The sequence below is a fragment of the Ruegeria sp. BB9 genome (genome assembly GCF_056539345.1).
Window position 1 is genome coordinate 22,003 of sequence record NZ_JBQFUU010000001.1, and the last position, 15,088, is coordinate 37,090.

Annotated in this window: 12 protein-coding genes; 5 read left to right on the forward strand and 7 right to left on the reverse strand. The window is 61.7% G+C overall.

Features of this window, described 5'->3' with window-relative positions; genetic code table 11:
* Nucleotides 1-40 precede the first annotated feature (40 nt).
* From ACR0FC_RS00130 to ACR0FC_RS00145, 4 genes are all read right to left on the reverse strand, one after another.
* Nucleotides 41-820: an IclR family transcriptional regulator gene (locus tag ACR0FC_RS00130; RefSeq protein ID WP_170337418.1), complete on the reverse strand. Its 780-nt coding sequence runs from the start codon at nucleotides 818-820 to the stop codon at nucleotides 41-43.
* Nucleotides 821-831: 11 nt separating this feature from the next.
* Nucleotides 832-2,190: a TRAP transporter large permease gene (locus ACR0FC_RS00135; RefSeq protein ID WP_093962896.1), complete on the reverse strand. Its 1,359-nt coding sequence runs from the start codon at nucleotides 2,188-2,190 to the stop codon at nucleotides 832-834.
* Nucleotides 2,190-2,855, reverse strand: coding sequence for a TRAP transporter small permease (locus ACR0FC_RS00140; protein WP_170337419.1), 666 nt, complete (start codon nucleotides 2,853-2,855; stop codon nucleotides 2,190-2,192). Before ACR0FC_RS00140 ends, ACR0FC_RS00135 begins: the two co-directional genes overlap by 1 nt.
* Before the next feature lie 66 nt (nucleotides 2,856-2,921).
* Nucleotides 2,922-4,160, reverse strand: coding sequence for a TRAP transporter substrate-binding protein (locus tag ACR0FC_RS00145; RefSeq protein WP_093962894.1), 1,239 nt, complete (start codon nucleotides 4,158-4,160; stop codon nucleotides 2,922-2,924).
* Between the two features lie 108 nt (nucleotides 4,161-4,268).
* On the opposite strand from ACR0FC_RS00145, the gene ACR0FC_RS00150 reads away from it, so the two are divergent.
* Entirely contained in the window at nucleotides 4,269-5,864 is a 1,596-nt protein-coding gene (locus ACR0FC_RS00150; RefSeq protein ID WP_170337420.1) for a GMC family oxidoreductase, read from the forward strand.
* A gap of 44 nt (nucleotides 5,865-5,908) precedes the next feature.
* Here the strand turns inward: ACR0FC_RS00150 and ACR0FC_RS00155 are convergent, their stop codons facing one another.
* Nucleotides 5,909-7,111, reverse strand: coding sequence for an APC family permease (locus ACR0FC_RS00155; RefSeq protein ID WP_254432912.1), 1,203 nt, complete (start codon nucleotides 7,109-7,111; stop codon nucleotides 5,909-5,911).
* A 386-nt stretch (nucleotides 7,112-7,497) separates the two neighbouring features.
* Here ACR0FC_RS00155 and ACR0FC_RS00160 point away from each other — a divergent pair, with 386 nt between their 5' ends.
* Together ACR0FC_RS00160 and ACR0FC_RS00165 are read left to right on the forward strand one after the other, a co-directional pair.
* Entirely contained in the window at nucleotides 7,498-8,886 is a 1,389-nt protein-coding gene (locus ACR0FC_RS00160) for a bifunctional enoyl-CoA hydratase/phosphate acetyltransferase (protein ID WP_170337421.1), read from the forward strand.
* Nucleotides 8,883-10,130, forward strand: coding sequence for an acetate/propionate family kinase (locus tag ACR0FC_RS00165; protein WP_170337422.1), 1,248 nt, complete (start codon nucleotides 8,883-8,885; stop codon nucleotides 10,128-10,130). The genes ACR0FC_RS00160 and ACR0FC_RS00165 overlap by 4 nt, the downstream gene beginning before the upstream one ends.
* A 220-nt stretch (nucleotides 10,131-10,350) precedes the next feature.
* Here the strand turns inward: ACR0FC_RS00165 and gph are convergent, their stop codons facing one another.
* Complete coding sequence (gph, locus tag ACR0FC_RS00170) at nucleotides 10,351-11,025, reverse strand: phosphoglycolate phosphatase (RefSeq protein WP_170337423.1); 675 nt, start codon at nucleotides 11,023-11,025, stop codon at nucleotides 10,351-10,353.
* Nucleotides 11,026-11,245: 220 nt separating this feature from the next.
* On the opposite strand from gph, the gene hemP reads away from it, so the two are divergent.
* Complete coding sequence (gene hemP / locus ACR0FC_RS00175) at nucleotides 11,246-11,413, forward strand: hemin uptake protein HemP (protein ID WP_005978533.1); 168 nt, start codon at nucleotides 11,246-11,248, stop codon at nucleotides 11,411-11,413.
* Nucleotides 11,410-11,886, forward strand: a complete 477-nt coding sequence (locus ACR0FC_RS00180) for a hypothetical protein (RefSeq protein WP_170337424.1) — start codon at nucleotides 11,410-11,412, stop codon at nucleotides 11,884-11,886. The genes hemP and ACR0FC_RS00180 overlap by 4 nt, the downstream gene beginning before the upstream one ends.
* A gap of 43 nt (nucleotides 11,887-11,929) precedes the next feature.
* Here the strand turns inward: ACR0FC_RS00180 and ACR0FC_RS00185 are convergent, their stop codons facing one another.
* Nucleotides 11,930-14,995 carry an aminotransferase class III-fold pyridoxal phosphate-dependent enzyme gene (locus ACR0FC_RS00185; RefSeq protein ID WP_170337425.1) on the reverse strand — a complete coding sequence of 1,022 codons (3,066 nt, stop codon included), beginning with the start codon at nucleotides 14,993-14,995 and terminating at the stop codon, nucleotides 11,930-11,932.
* Between the last annotated feature and the right edge of the window lie 93 nt (nucleotides 14,996-15,088).

The following is a 15,088-nucleotide window of genomic DNA, read 5'->3' on the forward strand; positions in this document are numbered from 1 at the left end:
CTGCTCGCCTCCGCACGGCTGGGTCCCGTGCCGGCCCACCCTACGAGGCAAGCAGACCCGACAGTTTGAGTGCCCCGGACTGCAGCAGTGGCAGGAATTGCTTCAGGCTTGTCAGATCGTGACGTTGTGTGGGTGCGTGCACGGACAGAGTGGCCGCAAGCCGGTCATTCTCGTCAAAGACCGGAACCGCGACGGCGGCCATGCCGGGCATGAACTCCTCGTCGTCGGTCGAGTAACCGTTTTGGGCGATTTTGGCGATCTCGGCACGCATGGCCTTGGGGTCAGTAATGGTTTTCTCGGTGTTTGCGGTCAGTCCGCGCGCCGAGAGAAACCCATCCAAGGTGTTTCGGCGCAGGGTCGAGAGGTACATCTTTCCGCTGGCGGTGCAGTGGAATGGCACCTGGGTCCCGATCGGCAGCTGGATTCTCAGCGGCCATTTGGTCTCGACCCGATCGAGATAGATCATGCCCTCGCGGTCGGGGATGGCAAGGTTGCAGGTTTCGCCAATTTCGTCGGCTACTCCGCGCAGGATTGCCAGCCGGGCCGTGCGCAGATGTTCGGACGAAACAGTGTTCACGGACATCTGCCGCAACCGGGGGCCGGGCCCATAGGACCGGCCGTCCAGATCACGTTGAAGGAACCCTTCGGCCTCGGCCGTCTGCAGCAGCCGGTGGACCGTCGGCTTTGCCAGACCCAACGCTTCAATCAGGTCTGCCGGTTTGACCGCGACCCCGCGCCGCGCGACCTCTTCCAAGATCAGCAACAGGCGCAGGTTCGTTGGAATCTGGGTGTCCTTGTCTTGTGTGTCCGTCGCGGTCATCCGGCTACAGTCTAGTTTTTCGGCAGCAGTATCAAGGCCAGATCAGGCACCAGTGACACCAGAATCCAGACCGAGAGCAACGCCACCAGATAAGGCACCGTATACCGCAGAAGCCGGAAATACGGCACGCCTGTAACTCCCGAGGCGACATACAGGTTCAGCCCGTATGGCGGCGTGATGAAGCCAATGGATGCTCCGACAAGGAAGATCACCGAGAAGTGGATCGGATCAATCCCGACCGAAGCTGCGATCGGAGCCAGAATCGGAGCCAGAATGATGGTCACCGGCAGGCTTTCCAGAACCATGCCCGAGAAAAACACGATCACCATCGAGGTGAACAGAACAGCATGGTAGCCCCCCATCGAGGTCACGAAATTGCCGATCGTTTCCTGGGCACCCAGCAGGGAAAGGATCTGCTGCATCACCACCGAGATGGCAATCAGAGGCGCCAGGATCCCGGTGATCTGTGCCGAACGGATGACGATTGACGGGATCTCGGGGATCGTGAAGCCCTCGACCACCAGCATTTCGGCAAAGCTCTTGTCCGTTGGGGAAACATCGTCGCGGGCGCCCATGATCCGGTTGATCGGATAACTCACCAGCCCGGCGATGACGCAGAAGCCAACGGTGACCCCGGCGGCCTCGGTCGGAGAGAACTTGCCGGTGTAGATGCCCCACAGCACGAGCCCGATGGCAAAAAAGCCCAGCCACGCGCCGAAGGCGGTTTTCAGAACGCGGTTCAGCTGCAGCGGGATCAGGTGACCCCAGCCGTTCATGCGGCAGATGATCCAGCAGGCAAACTGCATCCCGATGACCATCAGCGCGCCGGGCAGGATGCCGGCCACGAACAGCTCGGAAATCGGCAGGTTCATCAGGAAGCCATAAACGATGAAGATGATTGATGGTGGGATGATGATCCCGACTGTGCCGCCCGCCGCGGCGGTCGCAGCGCTGAAGCGTTCGTCATATCCGCCCTTGACCATCTCGGGGTGCAGCATCGATCCGATCGTGGCTGTCGTGGCCGAGTTCGACCCCGAGATCGCCGCGAACAACCCGCAGGCCCCAAGCGAAGCCATCGCCAGACCGCCGCGTATCCAGCCGAGACAGGCATAGGCGAAATCGCTGAGCCTTCGGGCGATACCCGACTTGTTGATCAGGTCTCCGGTCAGGATGAACAGGGGCATGGCCAGCAGCGCGAAGCCCTTGTTGAACACGTTCAAAAGCTCGGCGCCCATGTTGTCGAGCGTCAGGCCCAGAACAAACGAGCAGCCGATCACCCAGTAGCCGATGACCAGAAGGACCGGCACGCCCAACATGAACAGGAATGTCACGCCGAGCGAAATCAAAGTAACCCAAGTTCCGTCTGCCATCAGTCTGCCCCGATCACGGCCTGCTTGATCAGCGGCTCGCCTGTTTTGAAGTTGCGCAGATCGTCCGCCAGGTTCTGGAATACTCGGCCGACCATAAGAAAGAATGACAACGGTGCCGCCAGCAGGAACCACCACTGCATGACGTTGTCCGTGCCCAGAACGATCTGGAAGTTGGACGCTGACAAGGCCACCAGCCGCGACGTGGTCACGATGACGATGACCGCGAAGATGAACCACAGCACCGCGTCCAGGATCAGGCAGGCCAACTGCCCGCCGCGTGGCATCGCGGTCCGGAATTCGCTGAAGCTCAGATGCGTTCTGAGGCGCACGTTGTAGGAGGCCCCGAACCACGCCATCACCATGAACAGCAAGGGTGGAATCGTTGTGGACCAGGGTTCCTGGTCATTGAAGACGAATCTGTCGATCACGCCCCAGAAGATAATCAGCGCGATGGCGAGATAGGAATACACCATCACGGATCGTTCCAGATGGCGCTCGATGAAGGGAACCTTGCGATAGATCAGCATGACCAGAAGCCCGCCCAGCGCAGCGACGACGGCGCCGACAACCCACGCTGCGTCGGGCTCCAACGCTGATTGAATTTCAAAGGAATCCTGGCTGAGAAAGGCGCTGAATATCGCGCCAATGTCTGCCCAAAATGACATGAACCCCGTCCTCCCAGTCGGTCTTCGGATGAATCGGCCCACGCGGGGCCGGTTCAAATCAGTTTATCAGGCTTGGCCCATCCACCAACGGCGGGGCTCGACATTTTCCGGCAGGGTGTCTGCCGGGATCTCGCGCGCGATGTCGTAGATCTCCTGATAGGTGTCGATGCCGCCGGCCCACTTGTTCAGGCGCTCGCGCCATTCCGCCCAGGGTTCCGGGTTGAAGTTCGGGGCACACATTTCCTCGGCCAGCTTGATCTGGTCGTCCGGCAGGAAGGCCGCACGCACACCGTTCTCGGCAAAGATCGTGTTGGGCAGCTGCGGATCCGAGAAGCCGACCGTGTTCAGCAACGCGGCTTCGTTTGCACCCTGGATCAGCGCCTGCGTGAAGTAGGACGATTCCATGACCGCATCCTGCAACTCGCCGCCCAGGCTGTCGAAGACCTTGGCCGACATCGACGTGTGTTCGGTACCGCAGAAGAACTTGAGGTTGACCGACTGGGAAACGACTGGCGCCATGTTCGCATAAGCCACCGCCGATGCCCAGGTTTCGGCCCCATCGATCAGACCGGTCTTCAGCGCATCCAGCGTCTCTTCCCAGGCCACCGGAACAGGGTTCAGGTTCAGCAGTTGCATCGCGATTCGACCCAGCTGAGTGCCGGTCACGCGGTTCTTGGTGCCAAACAGCTCTTCCAGTTTGGTGACGGTGGGCTTGTCCGCAAAGGTCGACCCCATCTGAAGCCCGCGCAATTCGCAGTGGGTGAAAAGGAACTTCAATCCGTGGCGCTTCTCGAGCGGCTCGCGCAGGATCCGCTGGCTGGCGGGGCTGTAGAAGAAATGATACTGCGCTGCGCGGCTTGGGAACATGTAGGCATAGTCCAACACGTTCAGATAGGGTGCGCCACCGGCCGAGTTCTGGGTCGAGGCCGCGTAAATGTCCACGATGCCCTGCTGGGTTTTCTCGACACAGCTCAGCTGACCGCAGATCTGGTTGTCGCCGATGAACTCGATGCGAATCTCACCGTCCGTGCGTTCCTCGAGGTCGCGGGCGAATTCGATGGCGCCGGCCCGTTCGATGAGAAGGTTGCGCGTGTTGAAGCCTGCCGCACCGAATTTCAGCGTATGCTTAGGCTCTTTCGAGAACCGTTTTTCATACGTGGATTCAGCCGCCTGCGCGAGATTGGCAAGGCTCATGGCCCCACCGAAACCCCCTGCTGCCAGCAGAGTGGAACTCATGCCATAGCGTCCGGCAACGCGGAAAAAGTCCCGCCGTGAAATGCCACTTAACTTTCGTCCGATCTCCATTGCTATCCTCCCGTTTCGCAATTAATGAGACGTTTTGTATCAAAAAATGCTAGCTTAATTCATGCATCTTGCATAGGGTTTTTTTAGCAACTTCGGGAGGAGCCGATCATGGAAGTGGACTATGTGATTGTCGGTGCCGGTTCTGCGGGATGTGTCATCGCCAATCGGCTTAGTGCTGATCCCCAAACCAAAGTTGCATTGATCGAGGCGGGCGGACCAGACACCAACCCGTGGATTCACATCCCGGTCGGGTACTTCAAGACCATGCACAACCCCTCGGTCGATTGGTGTTATCGCACCGAGCCTGACCCGGGCCTGAATGGGCGTTCCATTGATTGGCCGCGCGGAAAAGTGTTGGGTGGGTCGTCGTCGTTGAACGGGCTTCTGTACGTTCGCGGACAAAAAGAGGACTATGACCGCTGGCGCCAGATGGGAAACGTCGGGTGGGGCTGGGACGATGTTTTGCCCCTGTTCAAACGCAGCGAAGATCAAGAGCGTGGAGAGGATGAGTATCATGGCGTAGGTGGGCCATTGTCCGTCTCCAATATGCGCATACAGCGCCCGATCTGCGATGCTTGGGTCGCTGCGGCACAGGCCGCAGGCTATCCGTTCAATCCCGACTACAACGGCGCCAACCAGGAGGGTGTCGGGTATTTTCAGCTGACCACGCGCAACGGGCGACGTTGCAGTGCAGCCGTCGCCTATCTCAAGCCCATCCGCAACCGTCAGAATCTGACGATCGTCACGCGCGCGCTGGTGACGCGGGTTGCCATGGACGGCAAGCGCGCAACAGGCGTTGTCTACCGCGATCGGTCGGGCGAAACCAAAACGGTGAAAGCACGGCGCGAGGTCATCCTGTCCGGGGGGGCAATCAACTCTCCGCAGATCCTGATGCTGTCAGGCATTGGTGACCCCGATCATCTGAAGGCAAACGGAATCGAACCCGTTCACGCCTTGCCGAACGTCGGCAAGGGGCTGCAGGACCACCTCCAGGCGCGTCTGGTATTCAAGTGCAACGAGCCGACCCTGAACGATGAGGTGCGAAGCCTGTTCAACCAGGCCCGCATTGCGCTGAAATACGCGTTGTTCCGGGCCGGTCCCATGACCATGGCGGCCAGTCTGGCAACCGGTTTCATGAAGACCCGTCCCGATGTTCAAACCCCGGACATCCAATTTCACGTCCAGCCCTGGTCGGCGGACAGCCCGGGCGAAGGCGTGCACCCGTTTTCGGCCTTCACGATGTCGGTCTGCCAACTCAGGCCGGAAAGTCGTGGAGAGTTGCGGTTGGATGGACCGGACCCCGCCAGCTATGTCAAAATCATCCCGAATTATCTGTCGACAGAGACCGATTGCCGAACGATCGTCGCTGGCGTCAACATCGCTCGCAACATTGCGCGCCACAATCCGTTGGCCTCAAAAATCTCCGAGGAGTTCCGACCGACGGCCGATCTGTCCTGTGATGACTATGAAGGTACGTTGGACTGGGCGCGCTCGAATTCGGTGTCGATCTATCATCCGACCGGAACCTGTGCGATGGGCACGACCGACGCCGCCGTTGTCGGTCCTGACTTGAAGGTGAAAGGGATCGAGGGGTTGCGCGTTGCGGATTGCTCGATCATGCCGGAAATCGTCAGCGGAAACACCAATGCGCCCGCCATCATGATCGGTGAGAAGGCCAGCGATCTGATCGCGGGACGCGGCTGACGCCGTGTTTGGGGGTCGGTTTTTGGCTCGGTAAGGTCAGAGCGTCATTCGACCGGCAATCCGAATACCGCGATTGCTGCGCCAAGAATGCAGAACAAAGCAAACATCAACGCGCGGAGGCGCAGGTTCTGCTGAGACGCCGACCGGGCCGCGATGCCGGCCTGCAGCGCGTAATAGGCTGCAAAGGCGCGCGACGCATAGCTGATGATTTCAAAGACATTCGATGTCCAGGTCAGTATCAACCCGACGCCGACCAGAACGGTATAGGCGGTCCGTTCAGAGACGCGCCCGCCTGAAATCTCGGACAGCAATCCACCGGACCCGCTTGTATCCGCGACGGCGGCGCTGAACTGGGCCGACAGGGCCGCAATAACCAGAAGAACGGGCAGTATCGGGGCGACGACTTGCATCAGGTCAATGATTGCCGTTTCGTCCAGAACCAAGCCGCCCGGTTCGACCGAATAGGTCAACAGGCCGATATAGATCAGGTAAACTGCGCTTGCGATCAACTGGGCCCACCGCATGGAGCGAATTCGCGTTTCCGCATCATAGGCGTGGCCGAGGTAGCGCGAGGTCTCAAATCCCTGCACGGTGACGATCAGCCCGGCCAATAACATGAACGCGTGCGAGCCACGCTCGGCCGGCGGGTCAAAGACAAGTGCATCATGGCTGTATTGCTCGGCAAAATACGTGGCAAGTCCGACAAGCAGCCCGGCGATGATTGCCAGTTTCAGGCCGACTGAAATCTGCTCCAACCGTTCCAGCGCGGAAAACCCCCGGGTGCAGCCGACGAAAAGGATCAGCACAAGTACGCCAGAGGTCACAAGGCGGGCATGGAACGCGTCGTCCACTTGGGTCAGGCTCACGCCAAACGAGCCGAACAGGTTCAGGTAGTAGGCGACCGATATGAAGTAGGCAAAAGCCAGGCTTGCCGACGCGACTCTTTCGGCCCGCTCGATACCGGCGCCGCGGTCGGATCTGTGCGCCATGTCGCGGATGTTGTATCGAATTGCGCTTCCGAACCCCCAGGCCGCGGCGCAGAGGCCCAGCATGGCAAGCGGGGCCAGATCGCCAAAACTGACGTCCAGGATCGGACCAAGAACAAGGAACCCGCTGCCGATGATCGACGCCAACGGGGTGATCGAAGCTCGCCACATCCGGGAATTGGCGACACCCGGCCAAACCAGAATGGCCAAGACCACCACGACCGCGGACAGGATCAGCGTATTCTGCAACTCGGTCGTCAAGGGAAGGGTTCTGCCTCGCTAGTGCTCTTCGGGACGCCGCTGGTGGGGGGCAATCGCTGAAGAGGCGATCATGGTATGTGTACCGGCATCCAAGGTCGCTCAGATTTACCAATCAGCGGTATCCCGTTCAACTCTGGCGCTTGGTTGTGCCGCGTTCCATCGCCTTTTCCGAAGCCAGATGGCCCGCGCGCCCAAAAAACCGGCTGGCTGTCAACGTCTTGTTCCATCTTTCGTGAAAGGTCTTCCTGCACGCCAATATGACGTGACGTGCCGGGGTATGAGTTGGACATTTCGCGTGTAATCCATCAGGTTCCGGGCAACACAGCTCCGGTCGCTCGGCCCTTGCATGGCCGCGTTCGGCGCGCAGCATTCGCAGGTTGAACCAGATGCAGTATCACAACAAACCCTATGATCAGCTCAACATCGGGGACACGGCCGAACTGAAACGTTTGTGCACCGAGGATGATTTTTATGCCTTTGCCGCGAATTCGGGCAATCACAACCCGCTGCACCTGGCCCATGAAGACGGGGACGGAGACGACCGGCCCGAGGCGGTAGCGCCATCGCTGTTCGTGGGCGCGCTGATCTCGGCGGTTCTGGGAAACATCCTTCCCGGGGCCGGGACGCTTTACAAATCGCAACAGTTCGACTTCGTGGGCCGTGCCATGGCCGGGGACGAGCTTTTGGCGCGTGTGGTCGTCACCGAAAAGCGCGCCAACCGCGAGGTGGTCCTGGATACCACCGTCACCCGATGCAGGGATGACGCGGTCATCGTCAGCGGCAAGGCCGTGGTAATCGCGCCGGACCGCGCCCTGTCGTTCCGTGAAGTCGAGGTTCCCGGCCTGATCGTTCAGCGGCACCGTCACTTCGACGCGTTGCTGGAGAAATCCCGGCCGATGGACCCCATCCCGACCGCCGTCGTCGCGCCGGAGGACCCGAACTCGCTGGGCGGCGCGATCCTGGCTGCGCGGGAAACGATCATTGAGCCGATACTTGTCGGTCGCCCGGACCTGATCGGGCAGGCGGCGCAGGAACTGGGCGAAAAGCTGGATGGTTTCGAGATTGTCGCCGCGGAAGAGCACAGCGAAGCCGCCCGCATCGCCGTCGACCTTGTGGTCGAAGGCCGGGCCGGGGCGCTGATGAAGGGGCATCTGCACACCGATGATCTGCTGAGGGCCGCATTGCGGAAGGATCAGGGATTGCGCGCGGGCCGGCGCTTTACCCATGTTTTCGTCATGGACGTGCCCGGGCAACCGCACCCGCTGCTGGTGACCGACGCCGCGATCAATATCGAGCCCGATCTGCAAACCAAGATCGACATTACCCAGAACGCGATTGATCTGGCGATCTCGATCGGGATGGAAACGCCCAAGGTCGGCGTTCTGTCGGCGGTCGAGACAGTGAACCCGGCCATTCGGTCCTCGATCGACGCGGCGTTGCTGTCCAAAATGGCTGAACGGGGCCAGATCATAGGAGGCTTGGTCGACGGTCCGCTGGCCATGGACAATGCGGTCAGCATGGCCGCAGCACGGATCAAGGGGATCGTCTCGCCAGTGGCCGGACAGGCCGACATACTTGTGGTTCCGAACCTGGATGCGGGCAACATGCTGGCCAAACAGCTGACATATATCGCCAACGCCGAAGCGGCAGGGGTGGTTCTGGGGGCGAAGGTGCCGATCATCCTGAACAGCCGCGCGGATGACGACAAGGCGCGTTTGGCATCCTGCGCCGTGGCTGCCCTGCACGCCGCCCGCATTGCCGGGGGGCGGTCATGAGCCATGTCATCACGCTGAACGCAGGCTCGTCGTCTCTGAAGTTCGGGCTGTTTTCGTTGCCATCCGATGACCCGGTTGCAATCTGCACCGGAATCGTGGACCGCATCAGCGCCGCTGGCGCGACCATCCGCGCCAAAACGTCGGATGGCCGCACGTTGGGCGGTGATGTGGCAGACGGGATTGCCGATCATAACGAGGCCCTGAACCATGTTCTGGACCTGATCGTCCAGCAATTTCCCGCGGCCAATATTGCAGCCGTCGGCCACCGCATCGTTCACGGTGGTCCTGACCACGATCAACCGATCTTGCTGACACCTGAAAGCCTTGCAGCGCTTGACGAACTCTCGCCGTTCGCGCCGTTGCACCAGCCCTACAACCTCAGCGGCGTTCGTGCCTCGGTCGAGCGGTTCCCCGATGCGGTGCAGGTTGCCTGTTTCGACACCGCCTTTCATCGCAGTCACCCTTGGGTCAACGATACGTTTGCCTTGCCGACCGAGTATTATGACAAGGGCGTTCGCCGTTATGGGTTTCACGGCCTCAGCTACGAATACATCTCGGGCCATCTGGCCAAGACCGCGCCGCTGCTGCATGGCGGCCGGGTCATCGTGGCGCATCTGGGCAACGGCGCGTCGATGTGCGGTATGATCCACGGCCGCTCGGTCGGGTCCAGCATGGGGTTCTCGGCCATAGACGGTCTGCCTATGGGAACCCGATGCGGCCAGTTGGACCCCGGTGTCGTCCTCTACCTCATGGACCAGAAGGGCATGAGCGTGGATGAGATCACCGAACTTCTGTATCGCAAATCCGGTCTGCTGGGTCTGTCCGGTCTGTCCAGCGACATGCGAACTCTGGAAAAGTCCGACAGCGGCAGCGCGCGCCGGGCCATCAGCTATTTCAATTTCCGTGCGCGGCGTGAACTCGGTGCCCTTGCGGCTGTGCTGGGCGGGCTGGATGCGGTGGTGTTCACGGGTGGGATCGGCGAGAATTCTGCGCTGGTGCGCGAAAGGATTTGCGTCAATATGGGGTGGTTGGGGATTGAACTGGACCATGATGCCAATACGGACCACGCCCGGATTATCTCGACACCGCTGTCCCGGGTTCAGGTCATGGTCATCCCCACCAACGAGGAACTGGTGATCGCCCGTGCGGCTGCTCGCTTCGTCTATCCGCACATGTACGAGACGCTATTGGACAAAGCGAGCCCAGCCTCGCCGCCCCCGGCCGATGGTTCGGGGCCTGAGTGATCAGGCGCTGGACGTCAGCGAAGGATTTTCGGCGAATTTTCGAAAAAATGGCTCTCTACGGGAAACCCCCAATTTCGGGCATAGGTGGGCTGGGCTATTGTCTGATTAACCAAGGTCAAACTTGGCCTACCACTTTCCCCGAAGAGGGGCTGGCTACCTACCCCCTCAGCCGGCCCCTCAAAAACCCCCAAAAAAGTTGAATCCCTTGACAGCCAAAGCCTTAGAGCCCGGTACCAGATAAGCCCGTGATGCGCATTGCCAGGTCAGGGAGGAGCGCAAAGTCGTCGAAGCTGGCCAAATGGGGAAGTTCCGAGACCGGCGACTTTCGATACCCTTCCGAATACAGAATAAATGGGACTTGGGCACGTTGGGCGGTTTCTGCGTCCACTTCGCTGTCGCCCACAAAGACCCGCGCGTCGTTTGTGCCCAGTGCCTCGAACGTGGCGGTCAGGTGGGCGGGGTCGGGTTTGCGGGATTTCACTGTATCTCCGCCGATCACCACGTCGAAGAACTGCGCCAGATCCAGAACCTCAAGGATATGCTGCGCGGGCGCTTCCGGTTTGTTGGTGCAGACCCCTAGCGCGATATTTGCAGCCCGCAGTCGTCGCAGAGCGTCTTTGACACCTGGATAAGGCCTGGTGATCGCACTTGATGCCTGGCTGTAATGGTTCAGCGTGACCTGTGTCAGTTCGGAATGGCGCTCAATGCTCAGTCCGCAGTGGAGTATCACGCGCTCAACCAGTTTTGGCAGACCATTGCCGACGAATCCCCGGATCGTTTCTTCGGGCAGGGGCGCATAGCCCTGATCGGCCAGCATCCGGTTCGCTGCTGCCGCAATGTCAGCCAGGCTGTCCACCAGCGTGCCATCCAGATCAAACACGATTGCCGCCGTCATCTCCGCTCCCGTCTCTAAGTGCCGAGACCCGGCCTAACGGGCCTGCCGCAAGGGCGCAATGGTTCGGTGTGCGAATAGCAGGAAACCGGCACTTGACATACCTTAGTATTTTTATCAGATTAAGCATGAAGACACGCAGCCAACCCGGTTCCGGGCCAGCCAGATCCATGAAAGTTGAACGGAAAAGGCGCTTTGCCTGAACACAACCGGAGATGACCCGATGAACGCGCAGAACCCGAATCCGACCCAAGCCTATGCCGTTTCGATGCTGCCGGCCCACAAGGCCGAGGACCTGACGCAGGGCGGCAACCTGGCCCATATCGAACTGGGCGACCAGCTGTATACCCTGCGCATCACCCGCGCGGGTAAATTGATCCTGACAAAATGAGCGGCGCATCGACCCGGGGCGGCGCCCCGGTCGGACGGCTGGCCGATCTGACCCCGATCGAGGCTGGCGCCGTCATGTACCTGCGGATGTGGAGTGACGGGGCCGCCGGCCGTGCCGACGCCGCACATGACTTCGACATCGCGCTGGGCGCCGATCATGGGCAGCTGGCCATGCTGGCGCTGGATCGTCTGTGCAGCCTGTGCGCCCATCACGCCCGCCGCCCCCTGATCCGGCACGGGCTGGGCTGCGCCAGTCTGGGCGCGGACGAAAGCTGTTTCGCGCAGATGATCGCCGCGGCCTCGGAAGGGGCGCGCGAGGATGCGATGATGCTGGCCGCCTTGATCGTACGCCCCGATTTCGCGCCCGCACTGGCGTCACTGTCCGAAGAGTTCGGGCTGGCCCTGCGGCGCATGACCACCGCCATCCCACTGCCGTCTACCGGCCATCAGCCCCCCTCGGCCGTGCTGCACTGACAGCGCGGTTAACTGCCCTGGCCGAATCCGGCCGGGGCGTATCTCAGCAGCAGCCGCACCCGTCATGGTGATGGCTGTGGTCGCACACCGGGGCAGGGGCATAGTCGCCCACCTCGGCCAACACAGACCGCAGCGCCCACAGGATCATGTCCACATCCTCGGCTTCGATGGTCAGAGGCGGGCGGATCTTCAGGATGTTATCCTTCGGCCCCTCGCTGCCGATCAGGATGCGGTGGTCCCGCATCCGGTTCTTGACGTATCGGCAGATCTCGGTGCCTTCCGAGCCGTCGGGGTTGATCAGTTCGACCCCAAGAAACAGGCCCATGCCCCGCACATCACCCACGCAGGCGAACTCGGCTTCGATCGCGCGCAGACCATCCATCAGCCGTGCGCCCATCATGCGGGCATTCTCCTGCAGGCCCTCGTCATCGACGATGTCCAGCACCTCTTTGCCGATCCGGCAAGACAGGGTCGAGCCGCCGAAGGTCGAGAAGAACTCGATCCCGTTGTCGAAACTGTCGGCGATCTCGCGCGTTGTGACCAGCACGCCCAGAGGGTGGCCGTTGCCGATGGGCTTGCCCAGAACCACGATATCGGGCGACGCGCCCTGGTGTTCGAATCCGAAGTAGTACTCGCCCAGCCGGCCCAGGCCCGTCTGCACCTCGTCGGCGATGCAGACGCCACCGGCGGCGCGGATCTTTTCATAGACCGCTGGCAGATAGCCCTTGGGCGGGATGATCTGCCCCCCGACCGAGGGGAAGGTCTCGGCGATGAAGCCGGCCACCCCGTGCCCCTTGCGCTGAAGGGCGGCAATCGCGTCGTCCACAAGGTCGGCATATTTGCGCGCGCGGTCGGGGTCGTCGCGTTTGAACCGGCCGCGATAATCGTCGGCCACCTCGACCAGTTCGACCCAATCGGCCTGACCCACGCCGCCGGGCTTGTTGAACTTGTAGGCCGAAATGGCCACCGCCGCATTGGTGTTGCCGTGATAGCCGTGATCGGGCGTCACCATGCCCTTGGCCCCGCTATGCGCCCGCGCCAGACGCAGGGCCAGCTCGTTGGCCTCGGTGCCCGAATTGACGAAGAAGCACACCTGCAGGTGGTCGGGCAGCTTCGACAGCAGCTTGTCGGCAAATTCCACCTGCGCGGGGTGCAGATAGCGGGTGTTCGAATTCATCCGCTTCAGCTGATCCGCCGCCACGGCCTGAATGCGCGGATGCGCGTGCCCAACATGCGGCACGTTGTTGTAGGCATCCAGATAGGGCCGCCCCCATTCGTCGAACAGGTGATGTTTCCAGCCGCGCACCAGCATCACCGGGTCGTCATAGGTCAGGCTCAGGTTGCCGCCGAAATGGTCCCGCCGTTTGTTCAGGATCTCGGCCTTGTCGGTCGGGCGATAGAAGACTTTCTCGTCCGGCAAGTTCAGTAAGGCCGCCGGGTTCGGACAGACCGCGTGCCACAGGTCCAGCTCGTCCGGGTCGGCGACGCCGGGCCAGTCGGCTTGCATGCCGGCCGTGGTCAGGGCCAGCTGGAAATGCACATGCGGCGCCCAGCCGCCGTTCTGGCCGGCATCGCCCAGCCGGGCAAAGGCCGCCCCCTGCGCCACCGGATCGCCCGGTTTCAGCCGGTCACAGACCTCGGGGTCCAGATGCCCGTACAGCGTATAGAACGCGTCACCCTCGGGGGTTTCGTGATGCAGGATCACCACGCCGCCATAGTCCAGATGGTTCGCCCGGTTCTCGACCGCCTCGACCCGACCGCTCAGCGGCGCCAGCAAAGGCGTCCCCGCCGGCGCGAACACATCCACCGCCAGATGCACCGTGCGCCGGTCCGAGGCCTTCCACGGACCCTTGCGGAACGTCGGCTCGGCATAGATCAGGCGCGGTTCGTTGTAATAGCCCAGCCACAACCCGTCGCCGAATTCCGCGCCCACCCGCGCCGCCTCGTCCAGCGGCATGTGAAACGGGTTCTGCGGCCAGGTCGAGTTTTCGACTGACAGCGAACCCATCGGAACGTCCGACAGATCCTGTCCCAACAGCTGCGCAAACCGACCGCGATGTTCGGACAGGTACGCGTGAATGCGATCGGCCCCGTCGGTGACGGGCAGCCCGCAGGCCGCCCGCAGCCGCGCGGACATCAGCTCGCCATTGACCGAACCATCTTCGAGGAACCGCCAGGCCGGTGCCTGGCTGATCGTCACATACGGGTCGTCCGGGTTTTCGACGGCCATCAGCGTGGAGTTGACGACCGACACGGCCAGCCGCATCCGCAGCAGAGGCCAGATCAGGTCCACTTCCTGCGGGCGCAGCCGGTTCGCAGCGTGATAGCCCCGCACCAGCGCGGCCAGTGCCCGTTCAGGGCGAGGGTGATCCAGCACCACGTATGCCCCCGCAATCGCCAACTCGCACACCCGCGGCGCGGCGCACATGTCGCCCAGGTCGATCAGGCCCGAGACCTGCCTGCGCTCAGACAGTTCTCCTTCCACCAGGATGTTGTAGTCATTCACGTCATTGTGGATGGCCTGCCGGGGCAGCTCGGCCAGCATGTCCGAGACGGCATCGAACTGCGCACAGATCTCGCGCAGAAGGGCCGCACGATCCAGGTCGGAAACCGCATCCAGCTTGTCAGCGATCCAGCCGGCCTGGGTCAGGTCCCATTTGAACTCCGGCCGCTCCAGGCCGGGATGCGAAAACCGCTCCAGCGCCCGATCGGTTGCTCCCAAGACCCGGCCCAGTTTCAGGATCAGGTCGTCGGATTTCGGCGCCGCCTTGGCATAGCACCGGCCCGGCAGCCGCTCCAACAGCCACGCCAGCCGCGGCCGTCCCGCGTCGTCGTCGATCTGCGGCAGCAAGCCACCGTCAAGCCCGGGGATCACCTTGGGAAACGGCAGCCCGGGGGCCTCGGCCGCGATATGCTCCAACGCCTTGATCTGCAGATCCACCAATTGCGGGTCACACCCGGCTCGCATGACCTTCAGAACGTAGTCCTGCCCATTGGTGGCCTGCACCAGGAAATTCAGGTCATACTCGCCATCCAGCCGCGAGAGCCGGGCGTCCAGCCCCCAGACCCGCCGCAGCGCGGCCGCCCAAAAATCACTGACATCATTCATTCGAACTTCCGCCCCGCGCGCGCCGGAGCCCTCTTCATCTGGCCAAAAAATTCTCGGGGAATCGCGTCTTGGCGCGATGGGGGCAGGCGGCCC